The organism is Nocardia cerradoensis NBRC 101014 (genome assembly GCF_000308535.1).
In the GTDB taxonomy this organism is placed as follows: Bacteria; Actinomycetota; Actinomycetes; order Mycobacteriales; family Mycobacteriaceae; genus Nocardia; species Nocardia cerradoensis.
In genome coordinates, this window is sequence record NZ_BAFW01000185.1 from 1 (window position 1) to 21,097 (window position 21,097).

Consider the following 21,097-nt stretch of genomic DNA (forward strand, 5'->3'; position numbering starts at 1 on the left):
GCCGANCTTCGAGATCAGCGACTACGGCATCGTGGGCGACCTGTTCAACGTCGCGCCGCAGCTGACCGAGGCGGTCAAGACCCACAAGGGCTGATCGAGACCCCTGCAGGGAGTACGGCTCGCCGAATCGGTACCTCGCAGTATCGGTTCGGCGAGCCGTCTGCGTTCCCGGGGGTCAGTCCGGCGGGCGCGGCGCCCGGTTCCTGCCGACGGTGATGCCGATGACGGTCGGTATGCACAGCGCCAGCCCCCACGGCACCTCGACCCAGAACGGCCAGAAGTATCCGGCGCCGGTGGCCAGCCAGATCACGACGCACAGGATGTTGACGAAGACCCACGGCGTCCACATGATCAGCACCCAGGGCGGCACCCGCCCGGGCCGCGCGGCGTCCGGCCGCTCTCGCACCGCCGGCAGATCCGACAGGATCGGCGACAACTCCCCGTAGGTGCGCGCGGCATAGACCTGCTGGACCCGGTCGTCGAATTCGGCGAGATTCAACCGCCCCTCGTTCATGGCCGAGCGCAATCGCTCGACGATCGTCTCCCGGTCCGCGTCCGAGGCCCGCACGTGCTCGTTTCCCACGGGCCAAGCCTAGAGGCGGCCCTCGCCACGCGCCGGGGAACATCACCCGGAACCCGTACGGGCAAGCGGTAATCCGCTTGCGCTCCCCCGCCGCGCTCGGCCAGGCTGAGGCGGTGCCGACTCCGACCGGACCGCCGATCGCGCTCCCGCCCGAGGTCGTCGAGACCGTGAGCACGGTTTTCGGCGCGCGCGGCCGGACCTGGCTCGCCGAACTTCCCGAGCGCGTCGAGACCCTGTGCGCGCTCTGGCAACTGACGCCGCTCGGCTCCGCGTTCGCCGGTGGCACCCACTCCTGTGCCGTTCCCGTCCGCCGCGCCGATGATTCGGTGGCGGTGCTGAAGATTCCGGTGGTCGACGAGGAGAACGTGGGCGAGGCGGCCGGGCTGTACTGCTACGACGGCGACGGAGCGGTCCGCCTGTACGACTACGACCCCGGCAGTGGCGCCCTGCTGCTCGAGTGGGCGCGGCCGGGTACACCACTGCTGACGCAGCCCGGATTCCCCGGTCTGGAAGGTCTGCCGGAACATGCGGACAAGGTCGATCGGGCCTGCCGCTTGTATCGGCGCCTGCGCCGCCCTCCGGTCCCGCTTCCCGACGGCTATCCGGACATTCCCGCCGTTTCCGCCGTGATCGCCGACTGGACGGTCCGCTTCGAACAGCCGAAACCCGAACTGGTCCACGCCGTTCCGTCCACCCTACTGAACGCCGCGACGGCTCGCTGCGCCGAACTGTCCCGGCCACAGGGACCGCTGGTCGTCGTCAATCGGGATACCCACCTGGGCAATATCGTTGCCGCCGAACGGGAGCCGTGGCTGCTCATCGACCCGAAACCGTATCTCGGCGAGGCCGCATTCGATATCGGCTTCCTGATCATGATTCGGATTCAGCGCTTGCCGACCGCCGAGCACGCGAAACGAATGGTCACCGCCACGGCCGCGGCCACCGGCGTCGACCCCGGGCGAGCGTGGGGGTGGGCGTTTCTGCGGGCAATGGAGGAAATATCCTGGGCCGTCGATGATCACGCGCCCGAAGACCTGCGGTTACACCTCGCCGTCGCCACCGCGCTGCACGCCGTCGCGGCGTCTTTCGAGGTGAATCGAGTCCCGGCGAACCCGCCGAGTCCGAAACACCGGCGATGAACATATTCCCTACCCAGCCGTAGATAACGAATCGGTCGCTGCCACCCGGAATTGCTGCTATCTTTGCTGTCGTCGGGTGCTGGGGCCGATCGGGATCCTCCACCGGTAGGTCGATGGTGAATTCGCCTGTCCGGTAAGCGCTTCGAGGTCCCATTCAGGTTAGGTGCAGTATCATCCTGCCTGCCGCGTTCCCGCCGTCCGACCTGAGTGTTATCCCGGCCGCGTCGTTCGCGGCCGTCGAGTAGGGAAGGACGAAGCGGCCGGAAATCCGGCACCGAGGGAACTGATGAATCAAGCTACCGCCGTGACTCTTTCGTGGATCCTCGCCGCAATTCTGATACTGACGATCGCGGGAGCTCTGTATGCCGCGTATTACGCGTCGCAGCAGCGCGCCCGCGCCCGCAGTGCCGAGGCGGAATTGCGCGCCCACGAGGACGAGCTCGAACATTTCACGAGCACCACAATGGGTTTGGTGGCCGACTCGGTGCGCCGCGCCGAATCGACGGTCGAATTGCCCGCCATCGACCGCGGCGGTTCTCGCTTCGCCCAGCTGCTGCAGCGGCTGACCGAGCGGTACGCCGACGACCTGCACCGAGTGGCCGCCGAAACCCATGAACGCACCAGCCACGAGCTGGAATACGAAAAGCAGCAGGCGATCTCCGCCACCGAGGCGAGCATCCGCGAACAGGTCGAGAACGCCTCCCGCGAGGCGACCAGCGCCGCGGTGCGCGCGTTCGGCACCTCCGTGGTCAGCCTGGGCGCCGACGTCGGCCAGGTGGTGAGCGCCGCGCTGCGCCAGCACCGCGGTGACGACGTCTACGAGACGCTGATCCGCATCGACCACAGCGTCCAGCAGATGATCCGCCAGGCGCAGTCGTACGTGATCGTCTGCGGTGGTCTGCCCGGCCGCCGCTGGCCGCAGCAGTCGCTGACCGACATCGTCGGCGGCGCGATCGGCCGCGTCCGCGACTTCACCCGGATCCGGCCGCAGCAGCTCGACCGCGTGATCATCAGCCGTGCGGTCGAACCGCTGGTGCACACGCTGGCCACGCTGTTGGACAACGCGCTGCGGTACTCGCCGCCGACCTCGTTCGTGGACGTCACCTTCCAGGAAGGCCACCACGGCCTGACGGTGATCATCGACGACGCCGGTGTGCGGATGAACCCCGAGCAGATGGAAGAGGCCCGCCAGGTCCTCGCCGGCGAGCGCACCGTCGACATCCACCAGCTGGGACCGACCCCTCGGGTGGGTTTCCCGGGCATCGCCGCGCTGGCCCGCCGCTACGGCTTCACCGTGTACATCGACGGACCCAATATCTACGGTGGTATGCGCGCGATGGTCTACGTACCCGAGGGACTGCTGGCCGCGCGGCCCGACAACCTCGAAAGCGTCACGGCGCCGCCGATTTCCACACCGATCGAGGTCGCCGCGGCACCCGCCGCGGTCGCGAGCGGCAATGTTGCCCCCGCGCCGGTGAGCCCCGCCCCGGTGAGCCTCGCCCCGGCGCCGGCCGCCCCGGTCGCCGAGGCCGAACCGCTGCCGGCCGCGGACCCGACACCGACCGGTCAGTCGTCCACGGTGCACGAGATCACGCCGGGCGGGCTGCCGCGCCGGCGGCGGCGCAGCGTGGCGTTGCCCGCCTCCGCCCGCGGGCCCCGGACCGACACCGGACAGCCGCATACCGATACGGGTCTGCCCCGCGTCGATATCGCCGAAGCCTGGCAGACCGGTTCCACCAGCGGACGTGCAGCCGCACATGACAACTCCGAAGGGATGACATCCTGATGGCCACACCCGGCACCACTGTGACCGACGGCGACAACAAGCTGTCGTGGATGCTCGAGGATCTGACCGTTCCCGGCGTCCGATTCGCCGTACTACTGTCCGAAGACGGCCTGCGCATCGCCCACGTCGGCGCCATCTCCCTCGACGACGCGGAACGCTTCGCCGCGGCGGCGTCGGGCCTCAGATCCCTGGGCAAGGCCCTCAGCGAATTCTGTGGCCCCGCGAATACGGTGCGGCAGAACATGACCGAGTACGACGAGGGCATGATCTTCATCACCGCAGCCGGTGAGGGCGCTCTGATCGGCGTCTCGACCATGCCCGATGTCGACGTCAGCATGGTCGCGCACCGGATGAACGAACTCGCCGTCAGAGTCGGCCGCGAACTCGGCAGCCTGCCCCGCCACAGGCCCGGTAGCGATCGGGCATGAGCAAGCACCGGCGCGATCCCGACCTGGTCCGTGCCTACGTACGCACGGGCGGACGTACCCGTGCGAGTCGTTCGGTCGACCTGGTGACACTCGTTGTGGCAGCACAGGATCCGACGCCCGGTGCCAGTCCGGACGCGCGCCGGGTTCTGAACGTCTGCAGTCGGCACGCTGCACTGTCGCTCGCCGAGGTGGCCGCATATCTCGACCTGCCGCCCTCGGTAGTGAAGATCGTGGTATCGGACCTGCTCGACAGCGGCCATCTGGTCAACCCGACCCCGGCGGATCATGTGCCGGAGGTCGCCCTGCTCGAGGAGGTACTGAATGGGCTCCGCGCTCTCGCCGTCTGAGCGCCCGACTGCCCTGTCCGAACGACCAGCCGCTGTGACCGACCGTACGGTCGACTATGTACCGGAAACGGTCACGCGGTCGGTGAAGCTGTTGGTAGCAGGCAATTTCGGCGTCGGTAAGACCACGTTCGTCAGCAGCGTCTCGGAGATCCGTCCGCTGCGCACGGAAGAGACCATTACCGAGGCCAGCGTCGGTATCGACGATATGGCCGGACTCCCGGGCAAGCAGACCACCACGGTCGCCATGGATTTCGGGCGCATCACGCTCAATCCGCAACTGGCGCTGTATCTGTTCGGTACGCCGGGGCAGCGCCGGTTCCTGCCGCTGTGGGAGGAGCTGGCCAACGGCGCACTCGGCGCGCTGGTGCTGGTCGACACCCGCCGCATCGACAAGGCCGACGAGGTGCTGTCCATCCTCGAGGAACGCGGCGTGCCGTATTCCGTGGCCATCAACGAATTCGACGGTGCGCATCGCTTCCCGCTCAGCGAGATCCGCGATGCGCTCGATCTGGAACCGGGCACCCCGCTCACCGCGCTGGACGCCCGTGACCGCGGCACCTGCCTGCGCTCGCTGATCACGCTGGTGGAATTCCTGTTCCACCGGCTCGAACCGCGATCCTGAACGTTTCCGACCCGAGCAACGCCGCACCGGCCTCCGGTGCGGCGTTGTTCATATCAGGAGCTGTGCAGGGCGGCCAGCAGCGTGACCAGGATGGGTGAGCGCCGGATATCGCTGCGGATCACGGCCGATACCGGAATGCGCAGCGGCCGGCCCGCGAGTTTCAGGGTGGCGATACCTTCGGTGGCACTGTCGGCGTACAGGATGGTCCAAGCATCCGGCCGGTTGATCAATTCCATCGTCGCGGTGTGATCCGGGGGGATCGGCGGACCGTAGCTGGGCCGGGTCGGCAGTTCGGCGAACGCGTGCCGGACGACGTTGTGCAGAAGCACCTGTTCCGTCTCCGGGGGCAGCAGCAACGGATATTTCCCCAACTCGGTCAATGTCACATCACCGCGGCCGGCCAGCGGGTGGGCGGTGGAGGCGGCGATGACGAGGTCCTCCACCCACAGTTGTTCGACGGTGAGACCGGGCTGTTCGACACTGCCTCTAATGAGAGCAAGATCACAGTCGCCGTCTGCGACCGCGGCGATGCGCTGCCGGAAAGGCTTGATGACGAACTCGATTTCGGCACCCGGATGCGCTTCGCGTGCTCCCGCTATCGCCGATAGCGATCTTGTTGCGAAAGACATGTTCGCCGCCAAGCGAATGCGCGGTCCGGAGTCGCGTACAGCTGCGCGAATAGCGGATTCGAGGCTCAGCATTTGTTTCGCAAGGGGAAGTAGCCGAATAGTTGCCTCAGTCGGCACGACGGAGCGCGTCGAGCGTTCGAAGAGCTGAACACCAAGATCATGTTCGAGCCGCGCGATTTGATGACTGATAGCCGATTGCGATATGAAGCAGCGCACAGCGGCGCGACTGAAGCTCAACTCCTCGCATACCGCGACGAAGTAGGTGAGCTGACGCAGTTCCATCAAGATCTCCATTCATGAATGATCTAGATAAGAGTCATCAATATTATGCGCCCTGACCCCCGAAACATCCAGCCTATGAATCGCGTTTACTCATGACAGAAGGAGGCTGTCATGCAACACGTGGATGCGGGAATCGAAACCACCGATGTGGTCATCGTGGGTTCGGGGTTCGGCGGGCTCGCCGCCGCGAAGCAGCTCAGCAAATCGGGAATCAATTACGTACTCATCTCGGCGACGCCGGAACACCTGTTCCAGCCACTGCTCTATCAGGTAGCGACGGGTGTGCTCCCGTCCACCGATATCGCCCCGCCGATCGCGCAGATCCTGCGCCGGCACAAGGGCTCGGAGGTACGACTGGGCAAGGTCGTCGATATCGACGCCGATGCCGCCGTCCTCACCTACGACACCGAGCAGGGCCCGCGCAAGATTCGCTACGGCTCGCTGATCGCGGCCACCGGGGCCACCCAATCGTATTTCGGCCGCGACGATTTCGCGGAGAAGACGTTCTCGCTCAAGACCATCGACGACGCCAAACTGCTGCGGGCGCAGATCGAGCGCGTATTCGCCGAGGCGGCGAAGGCCGATCCGGAAACCCGTGAACGGCTGCTGAGCTTCGTGGTCGTCGGCGCGGGCCCGACCGGTGTCGAGGTCGCCGGCCAGCTCAAGGAGCTCGCGAAACGTCACTACCACCAGGAGATCTCGGTCACCCTGGTCGAGGGCGCGGGCGCGGTGTTGCCGCCGTTCGGTGGCAGCCTGTCGGAGTATGCGCGTAAGTCGTTGAGCCGCAACGGCGTGGAGGTGCTGCTGGACACCTTCGTCACCGATATCGAGGCCGGCAAGGTCACCGTGAAGACCAAGGACGGTGTCGAGCGCGGTATCGGTGCCGAGACCGTGGTGTGGTCGGCGGGTGTGGCGGCCGGCGGATTCGCCACGCTGCTGGCCGAGGCCACCGGCTGCGAAACCGACCGTGCCGGACGGCTTCTCATCAACCCGGACTGCACGGTGGGCGGGCACGCCGACATCTACGCCATCGGCGATATGACCTCGTTGAACGGCTATCCGGGACAGTCGCCGACGGCCATGCAGGAAGGCCGCCACGTCGCCGACATCATCCGCCGCAAGAAGCAGCCCGGTACCCCGTTCGTGTACTGGGACAAGGGCTCGATGGCGGTGATCAGCCGGTTCAGCGCGGTCACCAAGCTCAACGACCGCGTCAAGTTCACCGGTACCATCGCCTGGGCCACCTGGCTCGCCGTCCACCTGTTCTATCTGGTGGGCTTCCGCAACCGCTTCGTCGCCGTCCTGTCCTGGCTGGTGGCATTCATCGGCACGGGCCGCCCGGGCTTCGACGAGAGCGACAAGCCGCGGGCGACGGCCGTTCCCGAGAACCGGCAAGCGGCTTAGCGTCATTCCCCCGAAGTTCCACCTTCCGGCCCGCGACAACGATGCGGGCCGGAACGCGCGGCACCGAAGTCTCAGGCCGCTCGCTCGACTTCCACGTCGGTGGTGGCCATGGCGAACAGATCCTCGGCGAGGACATCGGGATGTACGCGCTGAATGTCGCCGGGTTCCACCGTGGCGAAGCGGCCGGAATCGAACAGCTGTTGCGCGGCGCTGTTTTCGATGAGGCGGGTGATGAGCAGTGCGCCCACCCGCACGCCGCTCGGGCGGACCTGCTGGTCGATCGAGTGCAGGTAGTTGAGCAGGGCCGACTGCGGCACGCTCGAACTGGCCAGCGCCGCTTGTGGTTCGCGCACCGATCCACCCTGAGCGATGAGAACGGCGCCGGAGCCGCGGGCCGCCATCGCGGGCAGCAGCGCGTGCATGATGCGCACCGGCGTGGTCAGGTTGATCGGCAGCCAGCTGCGCAAGATGTCCGCGTCCAGCGACAACGCATCCACCGGTAACCGGCTCACATCACCCGGGCTGTAGACCACCACGTCCGGAAGCCCGTGTGCCACCTGCAATTCGGCGAGTACCCGGTCCACCCGGGCGTCGTCGGAGAGGTCGGCGAGCAGCACATCCACCTCGATCTCCTCGGCCGCGAGCCGCGCCCGCAACCGTTCGAGCGTTTCGGGGTTGCGCGCGATCATCGTCACCGAATAGCCCGCGCGGCCGAAACGCAGCGCCGCCGACAACCCGAGCGCGGGACCCGCACCGAACACTGCCAGATGTGGCATGTCTGAACCTCCATAACTTGAGAACGCACTCAATTTGAGCGCCCTCTCAAGTTACGGTCAAGTCGAGTGGGTTTTCAAGTTGTTAGTGTGAGTTCATGGCCGAGAAGGTGGCGAGGACCGGGGATACGACCGTCGGCGCGCGTCCGCGGCGTCGTGATGCCCGGGACAATCGGGACAAGATCGCCGCGGCGGCCCGGCGACGATTCACGGCCGAAGGCCTCGACGCCTCGCTGAATCAGATCGCGCGCGACGCCGGAGTCAGCATCGGCACGCTCTACAACCACTTCCCCACCCGCGAAGCGCTGATCGACGACGCGCTACTGGACCTGGTCGTGGCGTCGGGCCGTAGCGCGGAGGAGGCACTGCGGGCGGACGACCCCTGGACGGGCCTGGTCGACCATCTGACGAAGCTGGCGCAGTGGCAGGCGAACGATCGCGGCTTCACCGATATCTGCGTGTACGCGCTGCCCGCCGACAGTCCGATCGAGGTGGCGAAACATCAGGGCCACACCCTGTTCCGGCAACTGGTGACCCGAGCGCAGGAGGCCGGGCAGTTGCGTAGCGACATCACCGAAACCGATCTCGGCCTCCTGCTGTGGTCGGTGGTGCGCGCGACCGACGGCGTGCGCGACGTCGCACCCGAGGCGTGGCGCCGGCATCTGACTGTCCTGCTCGACGGCTTACGCGCCGAGGCCGCCCATCCCCTGCCGGGCAGCGCGCTCGATCCCCAACAGGTCCGCGCGGCAATGACTCTCGGCTGAAGGACTGTCGACCGAAGACCCCCGGACACAGCAGTCCCCGGTAGTCTCCATCGATACCTGAACTTCAGTCGTCGCTGATCGTTCGGGATATTCGACTGGCTTGCCGGGGGCCTGGCCAGATCCTGGAAACCATCTCGTCGGTCGTTCGACGTCTCGCCCGACTACGTGGTGATTTCCGGTGTTCCGGTGTATCACCTAGTTTCCTCCTGATTTTTCTCCAGTCAAGACCTCGGGAAGGAAAAACTACAGCTTGGCGAGCACTTTTTGGACGGTGAGCCAGGTGCGGGTGGTGATGTCCTTGCCGTAGACGGTCTCCATCCAGGCCATGTGGTTGGGAGTCCCCGCGACCGAGTTGTCGATGACCGCCAGCAGGGCCCGCGCCGGTTCGTCGAAGCGCACGATCCGCACGGCCGACTCCAGGTCGCCGGGCAGTTCGGGTGGCGCGGCGCCCGCGCGATCCTTCACGAACGTCACGGTGAGGTAGGTGCCACGGCAGTGCGTGAGGCCGGGGAAGGGATCCGAATCGACCAGTTTCTGCACTTCGTCGCGGCTGCGGATGATGGTGCCGCCGGCGATGCCCAGCTCCGCCTGCAACGCCGTCTGAATGCGCGATTCCATTGCGGCGATATCGGTTTCGGTGCTGCCGAAGACGATGTTCCCGCTCGCCAGCACCGACCCGACACCCTCGTAGCCGAGTCCCTCGAAGACCGCCCGCACCTTCTCGTTGCGCATATTCGGGTTGCTGGGCATGATCCCCCGCAACCAGGCCGCATACCGGTTCATGAGCGGAAGGCTACCCGCCGGCACCGACAGGCAGCCCTCGATTCGACTCCGCGGACGAGGCTCGCTCGACGGCGTAGGTGAGATGGGCCAGCCCCGCGCCTACCGTCCGAATACCGGTGAGACGCAGGGGCCGCGGTGTCACCGGCAGCGCCTCGTCCCCGTACTCGAAGAGGCGACTGCCGGCACCCACCAGCACCGGAAATACGGCCATTCGCAGCTCGTCCACCAGGCCGCCCGCCAGGAGGGCACGGACGAGTTCGGTGCTCGCGTAGACCCGGATCTCACCGTCGAGCAGATGCCTCAACGTCGACACCTGTGCGGTGAGATCGCCCCGCAGCACGGTCGTGTTATTCCACTCGGGATCCGACAGCGTCGCGGACACAACGTATTTCGGCATACCGTTCATCCGGTCCGCGGTCGCGCCCGTGCGCCGCGGATACCGGGCGGCGAAATATTCGTAACTGCGCCTGCCCAGCAGCAGTGCCTGGGCATCCAGCACATCGTCGTGAATCAGCCGGGCCCATTCCGCGCGGTCTTCCGGCGACAGCGCCGCACGCCAATCCGCGGTGCCGAAGCCCTCCTCACCGGTCGGATCCTGGGTCACTCCGTCGAGCGACACATTCTCGAAGACGACAATCTTTCCCATGGCGGTGCTCCTCTTGTCGGTGGCGAACTGCCACAGAGACAGACACCGCCGCATCGGCGGAAATGGTCGCGTCCGGACCGACACATTCACCGCCGCCGCGGTGTCCATATTCGGTGGAGGTGTGTCATGACAGACGACGAGGGTGACGCGGTGACGACCGGCGATCTGATGGCCGAGGCCCGCGCCGGCGACGGTGCGGCGTTCCGGGCCTTGACCGGGCCGTACCGCGCGGAGCTACAGGTGCACTGCTATCGGATGCTCGGCTCGTTCCAAGATGCCGAGGACGCGCTGCAGGACACACTCTTGGCGGCGTGGCAGGGCATCGGCGCATTTCAGGAGCGCTCCTCGTTGCGCACCTGGCTGTATCGGATCGCCACCAACCGATGCCTGAACGCGCGCCGCGCCGCGGGCCGGCGCCGGGCGAAGGAGTGGGACGTGCCGAACGTGGACCCGCCGGAGCCGTCCCGGCTCGGCGAGGTCGTGTGGTTGCAGCCCTGCCCCGACACACTGCTCGAGCAGGCGCCTGTCGGCCCGGAGGCACGCTACGAGCTGCGCGAGTCCGTGTCGCTGGCATTCCTGACCGCCCTGCAACTGCTACCGCCGAGACAGGTCGCCGTCCTCGTCCTGCGCGATGTCCTCGGATTCCGCGCGACCGAGACCGCCCGGATGCTCGACACCACCCTCGACTCGGTCAACAGTGCCCTCGCGCGGGCCCGCGCGGCACTCGAGCGCCGCCGCCCGACCGGCCGATCACCGGCCCCGGGGTCGGCGGACGAGGAGGCGATCGTGGCGAGATTCGCGCATGCGTGGGAATCGGCCGATGTGGAGGCGCTCGTGCGACTGCTGACCGACGACGTCTTCGTCTCGATGCCGCCGATCCCGTTCGAATACGTGGGCCGTGAGGTCGCCGGCCGCTTCTGCGCCGAAATCTTCGCCGCCGGGCGGCGATTCGACCTGGTTCCGACGCGGGCCAACGGCCAACCGGCGTTCGGCGCCTACCTGCGCGGCACCGACGGCAGCAGTCACGGGACCGGACTCTACGTACTGTCTCTCACCGGTGAGCGCATCAGCGCCCTGACCCGATTCGAGAGCACCGTCTTGCCGTGGTTCGGACTGCCCCGCACGCTGCCGAGTCGATAGGACTGCGAGGACGACAGCAACGCCGGTTCGCCGGATCAGTCCGATCCGGCGCCGACTCCCGCCTTCTTGCGTTCGATATCGGCCAGGGCGGCGGCGTGCCGGGCCCGCTCCTCGGCGGCGTCGTCCCAGGCCTTCTTGCGGTTCTTGACCACGCGGGCCGGCGCGCCGACGGCGATGCTGAAGTCGGGGATCTCGCCCTTCACCACGGCATGGGCGCCCAGCACGCAGCCGCGGCCCACCCGGGTCTCGCGCAGCACGGTCACCTTGGCCGCGATCCAGGTGTCGGGGCCGATGCGGACCGGACTCTTCACGATGCCCTGATCCTTGATCGGCATGGTCACATCGTCCATCCGATGGTCGAAGTCGCAGATGTAGCACCAGTCGGCGACCAGGGTCGACTCGCCGATCTCGATATCGAGATAGGTGTTGACGACGTTGTCCTTACCGAAGACCACCTTGTCGCCGATGCGCAGCGAACCCTCGTGGCAGCGCAGCGCGTTGCCGTCGCCGATGTGCACCCATTTGCCGATCTCCATGCGGCCGAGCTCCGGGGTGGCGTGGATCTCCACATTGCGGCCCAGGAAGACCATGCCGCGCAGCACGATATGCGGATTCGCCAGCCGGAATTTGAACAGCCGGTAGTACCGCACCAGGTACCACGGCGTGTACGCCCGATTGGCGAGCACCCAGCGCAGCGACGCCATGGTCAGGAAGCGCGCCTGCTCCGGATCCCGGCGGCGCGACCCCCGCCAACGCGAACGCAACGGTGCGCCCCACATGCTCGTCACGGGCCAGCTCCCTTTCCTCGGGCGACGGTTACCTCGGTGGTCACCTGATCGAGGTACCAGCGTACTTTCGCACCGCGGGCGCGCGCTTGCGCCCCGGGAAATAGGGTCGCGGACATTCCCCGGCGGCCGGGGGCCGGTCGCATTCTCACCCAGCACGCTGTCACGGCGGTGAATGTTCTAGTCTCGTGCAGGCCCGTTACGAACAGATGGGAGTCCAGCAGGTGCGAAGCGGCAGCCGGCGACCCGAGCGCAGCGAGCACGACCGCGGCGGACACCACCCGACGATCTTGCGCCACTCGGTGATTCGGGGAGGCGCCCCGAGGCGCGTGATCGCGGCGGTGGGCACCCTGGGCCTACTGATGCTGACCGGATGCGGCAGCAGCACCGTCGACGACATCAAGGTCGGTTCCGGCAAGGGCTGGCAGTCGGCGTTCCACGACGCCCGCAACAGCGGCGCGAGTTCGGTCACCGGCGCCCGCCATCTGAGTCTGAGCTGGTCGCGGCCGATCGGCGGCCCGCTGGCGAACGCGACCACGATCGGCCCGGACGGCCAGCTGTTCGTCACCTCCCGCGCCACCACCGACTGTGTCGGCAAGCCGGGGACCACCGGCATGATCTTCTCGTTCCAGATGCCCACCGGACGCAAGCGCTTCTGCAACGCCCTGGGACCGGATGCCGTCGCGGCGGCCTCGGCAGTCGACGGGGCGAGCAATGTGTACGTGGGTGACGACGGCGCGGTGTTCTCGTTCAACCCGCTGGGGCAACCGCGGTGGCGCACTCCCGTCGCCGGCGTTCCGGTCTCGGTGCAGTTCACCCACGACGGCACCGTGCTCTCGGTGTCGCAGTCCGGTCAGGTCGACGTCCTGGACCGCCAGACCGGCGACCGCGAGGTGTCGACCTATCAGGTGCTGGGCGACCCCGACTTCCTCGCCCACCCGAATGTCACCCGCCCGCCGGACGGGCAGGGCATCGACGACTGCGCCGTCGGCGGACCGCAATGCGCGGTGGCGAATGTGTCTGCGCTCGACCCGAATTCGGGCCGTTTCTATCTGACGGCGTGGCGTACCGGCGCCCCCACCGCGTCCCTGGTGGCGCTGCACTACGCCGACAAGAAGGTCACCCAGGACTGGAGCGTCGACATTCTCACCGACGGCAGCGCGACGAGCCCGGCACTGTCGGCGGACGGGAAGACGCTGTACGTGGGTGACAACAGCGGACGGCTGCTCGCCGTCGACACCGCCGACGGCCACACGAAGTGGACGCAGCCGCTGGGCTTCACTCCGCGCGGTGGCATCTCGCTGCTCGACGGCCTGCTGATTCCGGCCGGCGACGACGGTCACCTGATGGCGTTGCGCGACAACGGCGACCGCGTCGAGATCGCCTGGGAGCGCAAGGATCTCACGCTGCGCGGCCGCCCGGTGCAGACCGCCGGCGACACCGGCTACGTGGTGGTGCCGATGGGTGAGGCGCTGCATCTGCTGACCTTCGACACGAAGTCGGGCAAGACGATCGCCTCCGCCCCGCTGCCGGGTGCGCAGGGTACGACGGTGTCCACCGCGATCGGGCCCGACGGCCAGGTCGTGGTCGGCACCCGGATCGGCGAACTGTTCGCCTTCACACCGGATCGCTGACCTCCCCGCTCACCGGGCGGGCGGGGTTTCGCAGACGAATGCCGTTGCGGTACGGCCGATCCGGGTGATCACCACGGTGTGCGGGGTGCTGCCCCGGGGTTTGATCCGGCGGCGCAGCGCATCGGGGTCGACGTCGACGCCGCGGATCAGGATCTCGAGCGGACCGCAGTCGCGGCGGTGCAGTTCGGCGCGCAGCGCCTTCTCCCGGAATTCCAGCCGATCCAGAATGCGGAACCCGCGCACCCCCGGCGGCACGGTGTCGCCGGTGAGGTAGGCGATGCGCGGATCCAGTTGCCAGAGGCCGTATCTCGCGGCGTAATGGCGGACCAGACCGGCCCGGACCACCGCGCCGTCCGGGTCGACGAGCCAGGTTCCGGGCTCCCGCTCGGGAAGGTCGTCGGGCTCGGCGTCGGTCAGCGACCACGACGAGCCGTCGCTGTGCAACACCGTCGCCCGCCTGGTCACCCCGGATTCGGTGAGTCCGCGCGACCACAGGCAGGCTTCGCGCACGGCGCCGTCGAGAGAGACCACCTCGACCTCACCGTCCCAGGAGAGACCCGCGTAGCCGTCGGCAGCCGTCCGGTCCGCTCGCGCGGGCAGGGGTTGCGCATCCGGCCGCCGCAGCGCGAAACGGTCGAAATCCAGTCCGGGAGCGCATTTCACGACCAGATCGCGGTCACGATGGACGGCCAGCAGCTGCGGTAACGGTGGTTGCAGCCGATCCGGATCGTGGGTGCGCCGGCCTCCCGCACGCCGCGCCGGATCGGCGATCACCACGGTGCCGGTACTACACGGCCGCAGCGCATCGGCCTGCAGCAGAACGACATTCGGCGCGTCGGCCAGATTGTGCGCGGCCATCGCCAGCCGCACCCGGTCCAGATCGCTGCCGAGCACCGCCGGGCATTCCCGCCGCAACGCGGCCAGTTCCGCGCCGACCGAGCAGGTGACGTCGTGCACGGCACGCCCCGCCAGCCGCCGGGCCCGATGCCGCGCCACGCGACTCGGCGTCGCCTGTTGCAGGGCGTCGTCGGTGAACAGCCACCGGGCCGCGTCGTCGAGTTTGGCCGCCGCGCGCCGGCGCAGTTGGACGGTCTCCACCAGTGCGGCCGTACGGTCGCCGTAGTCGCGCCGCAGAGTGTCCAGATCCCGCAGCATCGTCGCGGGCGTCAGCGCGCGTTCTCCGACCGCGGACAGCGCGTCCCGGCCGGGCGCACTGTCCAGATAGTCGACGTCTCGCGAGGTGAACGAATACCCCATCAGAGCGGTCCCGGCGGGTGCGAAACAGCCTGCCGCCCACTACTTCCCGGCGGCACCCGGCTTCACGCCGGTGATCATGGCGTTGTAGAAGAACTGGCGCGGCACCACATGGCGCAGCACCTTCTCGTCGAGCTTGCTCAGACCGAGCCACGCCTTGTACTGGGCCATCCGGTAGCGCCAGGTCAGCTTCTCCTCCGGCACCGCGGCCTCGAAGGTGCGCACCGGCCAGCCCCACAGCGCGGCCGCGAATTCCTCGGTCTCGGCGTGCACCTGCACCGCGCCGGCGCTGCGGGCGATCTGCTCGAGTTCGGAGGGATCGAAGGTGTGCAGGTCGACGACGGCCTCCAGGGCCGCGGCCCGCGACGACTCGTCCAGTTCGGCCTGCGGTCGCCGCCAGTCGGACAGGAACGGCAGCTTGGTCACCTCGGTGGTGACCTTCCAGGTGATCTGGCCCAGTTTGCGGGCGTAGAAGTTGCCGATGGTGGTCGGCTCACCGGCGAAGACGAAGCGGCCGCCCGGCTTCAGCACCCGCAGGCATTCCCGCAGCGCCTGCTCCACGTCCGGAATGTGATGCAGCACAGCGTGTCCCACGACCAGGTCGAAGGTGTTGTCCTCGTAGGGGATGGTCTCGGCGTCGGCGACGCGGCCGTCGACATCCAGCCCCAGGTTCTGCGCGTTGCGGGTGGCGACCTTGACCATGCCCGGCGACAGGTCGGTCACCGAACCGGTTTTCGCCACCCCGGCCTGCATCAGATTCAACAGGAAGAAGCCGGTGCCGCAACCGAGTTCGAGGGCCCGCTCGTACGGCAGCGGCGCATTCGGGGCGACGGCGTCGAAGCGGCCGCGCGCGTACTCGATGCACCGCTCGTCGTAGGAGATGGACCATTTGTCGTCGTAGGTCTCCGCCTCCCAGTCGTGGTAGAGGACCTGCGCGAGCTTGTTGTCGGTGAGCGCGGCCTGGACCTCGGCCTCGGTGGCGTGCGGGTTCGGCGCGGGGTCGTCAAGACGTGCGGTCATGGTCGCACAGCGTATCGAGTGATCACGCGGAGTGGGTCAGCGGCCCAGGAATTCCGCGGCGCCCGGACCGGACGCCGAATAAGAACGTGTTCCTACGCTGCGGTCTTCGGTGTCGAACAGCTCCGCCCATTCGGTTCGGGCGCGGTCCAGGCCGTGCGGACCGGCCTCGAAGACCCGTTTCGCGGCGGCCAGCGCGCGGGCCGGACCGGTGGTGAACTGCCGCGCCCATCGCAGCGCCGCGCCGAAGACGTCGTCGGGGGCGACCACCTCGTCGACCAGCCCGATCGCCGCCGCCTCCTCGGCATCGACGTAGCGGCCGGTGTACACCAGATCCTTGGCCGGGCCCGGGCCCACGAGCAGCCCCAGCCGGCGGATGCCGGCCACCGGGATCAGGCCCACCCGGATCTGCGGCAAGCCCAGCTTCACGTTGTCACCGATCAACCGGCGGTCGGCGCCCAGCGCGAGCTCCAGTCCCGCGCCGACCGCGTATCCGGTGATGGCGGCGATCGTCGGCTGCGGAATCCGGGCCAGGCAGCCCAGCGCCTGCTGCAGATCCGCGGCGACGGCACCGGCCTGCCCGGGCGTCCAGCGCGCGAGTTCGGCGACGTCGTCGCCCGCGCTGAAAATTCGCTCGTCGCCGTAGACGATCACGGCCCGCACCTCGTCGTCCGCCGCGAGGGCGTCGGCGGCCGCGGCGAGTTCCAGCGCCAGCTGCAGATCGACGAGATTCAGCGGCGGCCGGGCGAAACGCAGTACGGCGATTCCCGCCTCGACACGGTCCACGGTCACGAATTCGGCCACGGCGGCGAGCCTACTGTGCGCGGCCGGACGCACCGGACGTCGGGATGTTCGCGCGGTTCAGTCCCGCTTCGACCCCTGCAGCCGGGACGCGTCCGGCATATCGGCGAAATAGCGGGTGTTGTTCGGAAACTGCAGCATCGGCTGGCCGTCGACCGGCTCGAAGATCGGCATGATCGGGCTGATCGCGCGGTCGGCCGCGAGAATCTCTGCCGTGGAGGCGAATTCGGCGATCGAGCTCAGCTGGGTCCAGGTCGGCGGCAGCAGCACGTCCTCGCCGGCCCGCCAGCGATCCAGCGCCTGCGCCGGGGTCCGCCACGCGACGTCGTGCGCCTCGGTGGTGGCGCCGTCGGCGCGCTGCCCCGCGGGCAGGACCGCGACGAAGAAGTAGGTGTCGTAGCGGCGCGGTTCCACCACCGGGGTTATCCAGTTGTCCCACGGGCGCAACAGATCCGCGCGCAGGACCAGATTCTCGTTCGCCAGGAAATCGCCGAACGACAGTTCGCGGCGCTCGAGCTTCTCCCGGGCACTGCGGTAGGCGACGGTGTCGGAGACGACGGTGTCGGCGGTCGGGCCCGCCAGCAGCACACCGCATTCCTCGAAGGTCTCCCGGACCGCGGCACACACCAGCGCCTGCGCGCGAGCGCGATCGACCCCGAAACGCCGCCCCCACCAGGTCGGGTCCGGCCCGGCCCAGCCGATTTCCGCATCGGCGTCGGAGGGGTCGACACCACCGCCGGGAAAGACCGTCATGCCGGCCGCGAAGGCCATCGCCTTGACCCGTCGTTGCAGGAAGACCTCCGGACCGGATGCGCCGTCACGCACGAGCACTACGGTCGAAGCGTCCTTCGGCGCCGGTGGCTCGGCCGGGGTTTCCGCAACAGATTCACTCACAATCGCACCATAACGCGCCCTCGGTTCCGATCGGCAGCAGGTGTCCGAATGCGACCCCTGTGCGCACGGCGGGAACCTGCTCAGGCGCGGTGGCGGCCGAAGCGTTGCGAGCGCCGCGCGAAATACCGTCCGTCGATGCGATCGAGGGCGATGGACTGGCGGAAGGCCTCGCTGAGGTTCTCCGCGGTCAGCACATCCGAGAGCAGGCCCTGCGCGACCACATCGCCCTCGTTGAGCAGCAGCGCGTGGGTGAAGCCGGGCGGAATCTCCTCGACGTGATGGGTGACCAGCACGGTCGCCGGAGCGTCCGGGTCGGCGGCCAGATCACCCAGTTGCTCGACCAGTTCCTCGCGGCCGCCCAGATCCAGCCCGGCGGCCGGTTCGTCGAGCAACAACAGTTCGGGATCGGTCATCAGGGCGCGGGCGATGAGCACGCGCTTGCGCTCGCCCTCGGACAGGGTTCCGTAGGCGCGGTCGGAAAGATGTTCGGCGCCCAGGCTTTCCAGGATGTCGACGGCGCGATCGGTGTCGACCTCGTCGTAGCGTTCGCGCCAGCGGCCCATCACGGCGTATCCCGCCGACACCACCAGATCGGACACCTTCTCGTCCACCGGGATCCGGCTGGCCACCGCCGCCGACGACAGACCGATGCGCGGGCGCAGTTCGCTGATGTCGGTCTTGCCGAGCACCTCGCCCAGCAGCGTGGCCGACCCCGAGGTCGGATACAGCTCGGCGGCGGCCATCCGCAGCAGCGACGTCTTTCCGGCGCCGTTGGGGCCGAGCACGACCCAGCGTTCGTCGAGCTCCACCTGCCAGGTGACGGGACCCACCAGCGTGTGGCCCGACCGCCGGACGGTCACCTCGTTGAAATCGATGAGCAGATCGGGATCCGGTTGCGGCACGAGCTCCATCTTTGCCGACGCGCTCGATCCGTTGCCAACGTGGTCGGTGTGCACGCTATCCGTCATAGTCGGCCTCCCGTTCCCTCACGATCCGAATCGGCCATTGCCGCAGTGAGATTCCGCACGTTTGAGCACCCTACGGTGCCACCGCGATCACCGTCATCGAGCCCGGCGCCACTTCGGTGAATCCCGCATCCCGGACCGCGGCGATCGTCTCCGGCCCGGCATCGCGGTGCACCCGGGCGCACAGCCGGGCCCAGTGCTCCGGCGCCGCGTCACGGACCGCGCAACGGAATCCACGCTGGGCCCAGGCGAAGGCCTGTTCCACCGAGAGCGCACCGGCCAGCAACATGCTCGCGTGACCGACCTGCGCCGCCGCCTTGCCGACGGTCATGCCCAGAGCCGAATTCACCCACAGCACAGGCAGTTCCGCGTCCGGTGGGCCGGGTTCGTCGTGTTCGAGGTCGGTGCCGCCGATCTGCAGTTTGCGGATGCGCGGGTCGATGTCGCCGACCGGCCCCGGTACGAGGGCGCGAGCCTGAGCACCGTCCACCTCGATCGTGACGCCGTCGACGTCGCCGGCCGAGATCCACTGGGCGCCCCGGGCCCGCCGCGCCACCTTCCGGATCCGCGATCGCTTCCACGCGAGATAGCGCGGCTCCCACTCCCCGCCCGGGCCGACGCGTGGATCGAGGCACAGCGCGACGGCCGACGCCGCGGCCGCCTCCAGTACCGCACTGCGCGGCGGCGGTTCGGCTTTCGGAAGGTGCAGGACCATCTGCATCGCCTGCACCTGCGCGGGATCGTCCGGATCGCCGCCGCCACCGTAGCCGAGCGCCAGCTCCGCATGCCGGGCGCGGAAACCCGCATCCAGTACGAGCGGCGGTGCGGCGCCGGGGCCGGGCGCGTCGAGCTCGGGTTCGGTCATCGGCTCAGCGGCACCCGGCGCAACAATCCGTCGCGCGCATCCGCGGCCTCGACCTCGTCGCGGGTGACACCGAGGATGAACAACACCGCGTCCAGGAACGGATGCGACAGCGCCGTGTCGGCGACCTCCCGCAGTGCGGGCTTGGCCTGGAAGGCGATACCCAGACCGGCCGCGTTGAGCATGTCGATATCGTTGGCGCCGTCGCCGACCGCGACGGTCTGTTCCATCGGCACACCGGCCTCGGCCGCGAAACGCCGCAGCGCCACCGCCTTTCCGGGCCGGTCGACGATTTCGCCGATGACCTGGCCGGTGAGCTTGCCGTCGACCACCTCGAGGGTGTTGGCGTGCACGAAATCCAATTCCAGCTCGTGCGCGAGCGGTTCGATGACCTGCCGGAAGCCGCCCGAGACGACGCCGCAACGGAATCCGAGCCGGCGCAGGGTACGAATGGTGGTGCGCGCGCCGGGGGTCAGTTCGATCCGCTCGGCGACCTGATCGATCACCGTCTCGTCCAGTCCGGTGAGGGTGGCGACGCGCTGGCGCAGGGATTCGGCGAAGTCGATCTCCCCGCGCATCGCGGCCTCGGTGACCTTGCGGACCTCCTCCTCGACACCGGCGTGCGCGGCCAGCATCTCGATCACCTCGCCCTGGATCAGGGTGGAGTCGACGTCGAAGACGATGAGCCGCTTGGCCCGCCGGGCCAGGCCCGCGCGCTCGACGGCGACGTCGACCTTCTCCTTCGCGGCCACCTCGGCCAGCGCCGTGCGCAGGCGGGTTTCGGCCAGGGCGTCCTCGGTCGCCGGTGCTGTCACCATCAATTCCAGGCCGGTCACCGGGTAGTCGGCGATGCCGCGGATGGAGTCGATGTTGACCTCCTGCGCGGCGAGCGTGCGGGCGATCGTGCTGAACGCGCGAGCGGTCACCGGGCTGCCGAGTACCACCACCGCGTGGGTGGACAGCGGCGCCCCGGAGACCGAGTTGGCGCCGATCTCGACATCGACCTGCATGCCGACCGTCGCCATCGCGTCCTCGAGCTGATCCTGCAGATCCTCCGGATCGCCGGGACTCGTCACCAGCACTCCGAGGGTCAACCGGCCCCGGATCACGACCTGCTCCACATCCAGCAGGCTCACGCCGTGCCGGGACAGCGCGGCCAGCAGCACCGAGGTCACGCCCGGTTTATCGGGTCCGGTGACCGTGATCAGCACCGTCGTCTCGGTGGCGGTGCCACGATCGGACTCGGACGTGCCCACGCGCAACTCCATCTCTTCGTCACAGCTCCTCGCGCCGGCGATCGCGGTCCGCCGACGGCCAGCGAATATTCTCTCAGGTCGGGTGCGGCCACCGGCGCGCACCGGTCACCGAAGGCACCGCCGCACCCCTGGCCCGGCGCGGCGCCCCCGAAACGCCGAACGCGGCGGCCGTCGCACTGGACGGCCGCCGCGCCGGGACTTCGCTACTCGATGCGGGGTACTAGCTCGACACCTTCTCGAGCTCGGCCACGTGGTGGGACTTCGAGCCCCAGCCCACGTGCGCCTCGGCCCGCATGCGCTCCA

General features: G+C 68.4%; 22 protein-coding genes. 9 read left to right on the plus strand and 13 right to left on the minus strand.

What is annotated here, in order from left to right:
• Window positions 1–175 precede the first annotated feature (175 nt).
• Entirely contained in the window at window positions 176–583 is a 408-nt protein-coding gene (locus ON23_RS19690; RefSeq protein ID WP_051042896.1) for a DUF1707 domain-containing protein, read from the minus strand.
• Between the two features lie 113 nt (window positions 584–696).
• On the opposite strand from ON23_RS19690, the gene ON23_RS19695 reads away from it, so the two are divergent.
• The 5 genes from ON23_RS19695 to ON23_RS19715 all read left to right on the plus strand — a co-directional run bounded on the left by ON23_RS19695 (window position 697) and on the right by ON23_RS19715 (window position 4,905).
• Window positions 697–1,722 carry an aminoglycoside phosphotransferase family protein gene (locus ON23_RS19695; protein ID WP_063821304.1) on the plus strand — a complete coding sequence of 342 codons (1,026 nt, stop codon included), beginning with the start codon at window positions 697–699 and terminating at the stop codon, window positions 1,720–1,722.
• 304 nt (window positions 1,723–2,026) lie between these two features.
• Window positions 2,027–3,508 (plus strand): ATP-binding protein, encoded by a 1,482-nt coding sequence (locus tag ON23_RS19700; protein WP_262985057.1) that lies wholly within the window; start codon window positions 2,027–2,029, stop codon window positions 3,506–3,508.
• Window positions 3,508–3,936: a roadblock/LC7 domain-containing protein gene (locus ON23_RS19705; protein ID WP_051024835.1), complete on the plus strand. Its 429-nt coding sequence runs from the start codon at window positions 3,508–3,510 to the stop codon at window positions 3,934–3,936. The genes ON23_RS19700 and ON23_RS19705 overlap by 1 nt, the downstream gene beginning before the upstream one ends.
• Window positions 3,933–4,283: a DUF742 domain-containing protein gene (locus tag ON23_RS19710; RefSeq protein ID WP_039779967.1), complete on the plus strand. Its 351-nt coding sequence runs from the start codon at window positions 3,933–3,935 to the stop codon at window positions 4,281–4,283. The genes ON23_RS19705 and ON23_RS19710 overlap by 4 nt, the downstream gene beginning before the upstream one ends.
• Complete coding sequence (locus ON23_RS19715) at window positions 4,258–4,905, plus strand: GTP-binding protein (RefSeq protein WP_083871019.1); 648 nt, start codon at window positions 4,258–4,260, stop codon at window positions 4,903–4,905. The genes ON23_RS19710 and ON23_RS19715 overlap by 26 nt, the downstream gene beginning before the upstream one ends.
• Before the next feature lie 53 nt (window positions 4,906–4,958).
• Here the strand turns inward: ON23_RS19715 and ON23_RS19720 are convergent, their stop codons facing one another.
• Window positions 4,959–5,816 (minus strand): LysR family transcriptional regulator, encoded by an 858-nt coding sequence (locus tag ON23_RS19720; protein ID WP_039779983.1) that lies wholly within the window; start codon window positions 5,814–5,816, stop codon window positions 4,959–4,961.
• A 111-nt stretch (window positions 5,817–5,927) separates the two neighbouring features.
• On the opposite strand from ON23_RS19720, the gene ON23_RS19725 reads away from it, so the two are divergent.
• Entirely contained in the window at window positions 5,928–7,220 is a 1,293-nt protein-coding gene (locus ON23_RS19725; protein ID WP_039779968.1) for an NAD(P)/FAD-dependent oxidoreductase, read from the plus strand.
• Between the two features lie 71 nt (window positions 7,221–7,291).
• On the opposite strand, the gene ON23_RS19730 is transcribed toward ON23_RS19725, so the two are convergent.
• Window positions 7,292–7,996, minus strand: a complete 705-nt coding sequence (locus ON23_RS19730) for an SDR family NAD(P)-dependent oxidoreductase (protein ID WP_051042897.1) — start codon at window positions 7,994–7,996, stop codon at window positions 7,292–7,294.
• Window positions 7,997–8,091: 95 nt separating this feature from the next.
• Between ON23_RS19730 and ON23_RS19735 the strand changes: the two genes are divergently transcribed.
• Window positions 8,092–8,757, plus strand: a complete 666-nt coding sequence (locus tag ON23_RS19735; protein ID WP_051042899.1) for a TetR/AcrR family transcriptional regulator — start codon at window positions 8,092–8,094, stop codon at window positions 8,755–8,757.
• A gap of 243 nt (window positions 8,758–9,000) precedes the next feature.
• Here ON23_RS19735 and ON23_RS19740 read toward each other — a convergent pair whose 3' ends face one another.
• Window positions 9,001–9,540: a DUF1697 domain-containing protein gene (locus ON23_RS19740; protein ID WP_039779986.1), complete on the minus strand. Its 540-nt coding sequence runs from the start codon at window positions 9,538–9,540 to the stop codon at window positions 9,001–9,003.
• A gap of 10 nt (window positions 9,541–9,550) precedes the next feature.
• Window positions 9,551–10,186: a dihydrofolate reductase family protein gene (locus ON23_RS19745; RefSeq protein ID WP_051042906.1), complete on the minus strand. Its 636-nt coding sequence runs from the start codon at window positions 10,184–10,186 to the stop codon at window positions 9,551–9,553.
• 150 nt (window positions 10,187–10,336) lie between these two features.
• On the opposite strand from ON23_RS19745, the gene ON23_RS19750 reads away from it, so the two are divergent.
• Window positions 10,337–11,326, plus strand: coding sequence for an RNA polymerase subunit sigma-70 (locus ON23_RS19750; protein ID WP_039779988.1), 990 nt, complete (start codon window positions 10,337–10,339; stop codon window positions 11,324–11,326).
• Window positions 11,327–11,361: 35 nt separating this feature from the next.
• On the opposite strand, the gene ON23_RS19755 is transcribed toward ON23_RS19750, so the two are convergent.
• Window positions 11,362–12,105 (minus strand): acyltransferase, encoded by a 744-nt coding sequence (locus tag ON23_RS19755; RefSeq protein ID WP_039779969.1) that lies wholly within the window; start codon window positions 12,103–12,105, stop codon window positions 11,362–11,364.
• A gap of 335 nt (window positions 12,106–12,440) precedes the next feature.
• On the opposite strand from ON23_RS19755, the gene ON23_RS19760 reads away from it, so the two are divergent.
• Window positions 12,441–13,745 carry an outer membrane protein assembly factor BamB family protein gene (locus ON23_RS19760; RefSeq protein ID WP_245556020.1) on the plus strand — a complete coding sequence of 435 codons (1,305 nt, stop codon included), beginning with the start codon at window positions 12,441–12,443 and terminating at the stop codon, window positions 13,743–13,745.
• 9 nt (window positions 13,746–13,754) lie between these two features.
• On the opposite strand, the gene ON23_RS19765 is transcribed toward ON23_RS19760, so the two are convergent.
• The 7 genes from ON23_RS19765 to serB all read right to left on the minus strand — a co-directional run bounded on the left by ON23_RS19765 (window position 13,755) and on the right by serB (window position 20,794).
• Complete coding sequence (locus ON23_RS19765; protein WP_039779970.1) at window positions 13,755–15,002, minus strand: class I SAM-dependent methyltransferase; 1,248 nt, start codon at window positions 15,000–15,002, stop codon at window positions 13,755–13,757.
• A 39-nt stretch (window positions 15,003–15,041) separates the two neighbouring features.
• Window positions 15,042–16,019, minus strand: coding sequence for a class I SAM-dependent methyltransferase (locus tag ON23_RS19770; protein ID WP_039779972.1), 978 nt, complete (start codon window positions 16,017–16,019; stop codon window positions 15,042–15,044).
• Between the two features lie 36 nt (window positions 16,020–16,055).
• Window positions 16,056–16,820 (minus strand): enoyl-CoA hydratase-related protein, encoded by a 765-nt coding sequence (locus ON23_RS19775; RefSeq protein ID WP_039779974.1) that lies wholly within the window; start codon window positions 16,818–16,820, stop codon window positions 16,056–16,058.
• A 57-nt stretch (window positions 16,821–16,877) separates the two neighbouring features.
• Window positions 16,878–17,711 carry an NUDIX hydrolase gene (locus ON23_RS19780; RefSeq protein WP_039779975.1) on the minus strand — a complete coding sequence of 278 codons (834 nt, stop codon included), beginning with the start codon at window positions 17,709–17,711 and terminating at the stop codon, window positions 16,878–16,880.
• Between the two features lie 80 nt (window positions 17,712–17,791).
• A complete protein-coding gene (locus ON23_RS19785) occupies window positions 17,792–18,622 on the minus strand; it encodes an ABC transporter ATP-binding protein (RefSeq protein WP_039779977.1) in 831 nt (276 codons plus the stop codon).
• 127 nt (window positions 18,623–18,749) lie between these two features.
• Window positions 18,750–19,541 (minus strand): peptidyl-tRNA hydrolase, encoded by a 792-nt coding sequence (locus tag ON23_RS19790; protein ID WP_039779978.1) that lies wholly within the window; start codon window positions 19,539–19,541, stop codon window positions 18,750–18,752.
• The gene (gene serB, locus ON23_RS19795; protein WP_039779990.1) at window positions 19,538–20,794 is read right to left on the minus strand and encodes a phosphoserine phosphatase SerB; all 1,257 of its coding nucleotides are present in this window, start codon (window positions 20,792–20,794) and stop codon (window positions 19,538–19,540) included. The genes ON23_RS19790 and serB overlap by 4 nt, the downstream gene beginning before the upstream one ends.
• Window positions 20,795–21,097: the final 303 nt, after the last annotated feature.

Excerpts from the sequence above, each read along its gene's own strand:
- ON23_RS19720 (WP_039779983.1), bottom strand. The coding sequence starts at position 5,816 with ATGGAACTGCGTCAGCTCACCTACTTCGTCGCGGTATGCGAGGAGTTG.
- ON23_RS19730 (WP_051042897.1), bottom strand. The coding sequence starts at position 7,996 with ATGCCACATCTGGCAGTGTTCGGTGCGGGTCCCGCGCTCGGGTTGTCG.
- ON23_RS19710 (WP_039779967.1), top strand. The coding sequence starts at position 3,933 with ATGAGCAAGCACCGGCGCGATCCCGACCTGGTCCGTGCCTACGTACGC.
- ON23_RS19755 (WP_039779969.1), bottom strand. The coding sequence starts at position 12,105 with ATGTGGGGCGCACCGTTGCGTTCGCGTTGGCGGGGGTCGCGCCGCCGG.
- ON23_RS19705 (WP_051024835.1), top strand. The coding sequence starts at position 3,508 with ATGGCCACACCCGGCACCACTGTGACCGACGGCGACAACAAGCTGTCG.
- ON23_RS19790 (WP_039779978.1), bottom strand. The coding sequence starts at position 19,541 with ATGACCGAACCCGAGCTCGACGCGCCCGGCCCCGGCGCCGCACCGCCG.
- ON23_RS19765 (WP_039779970.1), bottom strand. The coding sequence starts at position 15,002 with ATGGGGTATTCGTTCACCTCGCGAGACGTCGACTATCTGGACAGTGCG.
- ON23_RS19725 (WP_039779968.1), top strand. The coding sequence starts at position 5,928 with ATGCAACACGTGGATGCGGGAATCGAAACCACCGATGTGGTCATCGTG.
- ON23_RS19770 (WP_039779972.1), bottom strand. The coding sequence starts at position 16,019 with ATGACCGCACGTCTTGACGACCCCGCGCCGAACCCGCACGCCACCGAG.
- ON23_RS19740 (WP_039779986.1), bottom strand. The coding sequence starts at position 9,540 with ATGAACCGGTATGCGGCCTGGTTGCGGGGGATCATGCCCAGCAACCCG.
- ON23_RS19745 (WP_051042906.1), bottom strand. The coding sequence starts at position 10,186 with ATGGGAAAGATTGTCGTCTTCGAGAATGTGTCGCTCGACGGAGTGACC.
- ON23_RS19715 (WP_083871019.1), top strand. The coding sequence starts at position 4,258 with ATGGGCTCCGCGCTCTCGCCGTCTGAGCGCCCGACTGCCCTGTCCGAA.
- ON23_RS19785 (WP_039779977.1), bottom strand. The coding sequence starts at position 18,622 with ATGGAGCTCGTGCCGCAACCGGATCCCGATCTGCTCATCGATTTCAAC.
- ON23_RS19735 (WP_051042899.1), top strand. The coding sequence starts at position 8,092 with ATGGCCGAGAAGGTGGCGAGGACCGGGGATACGACCGTCGGCGCGCGT.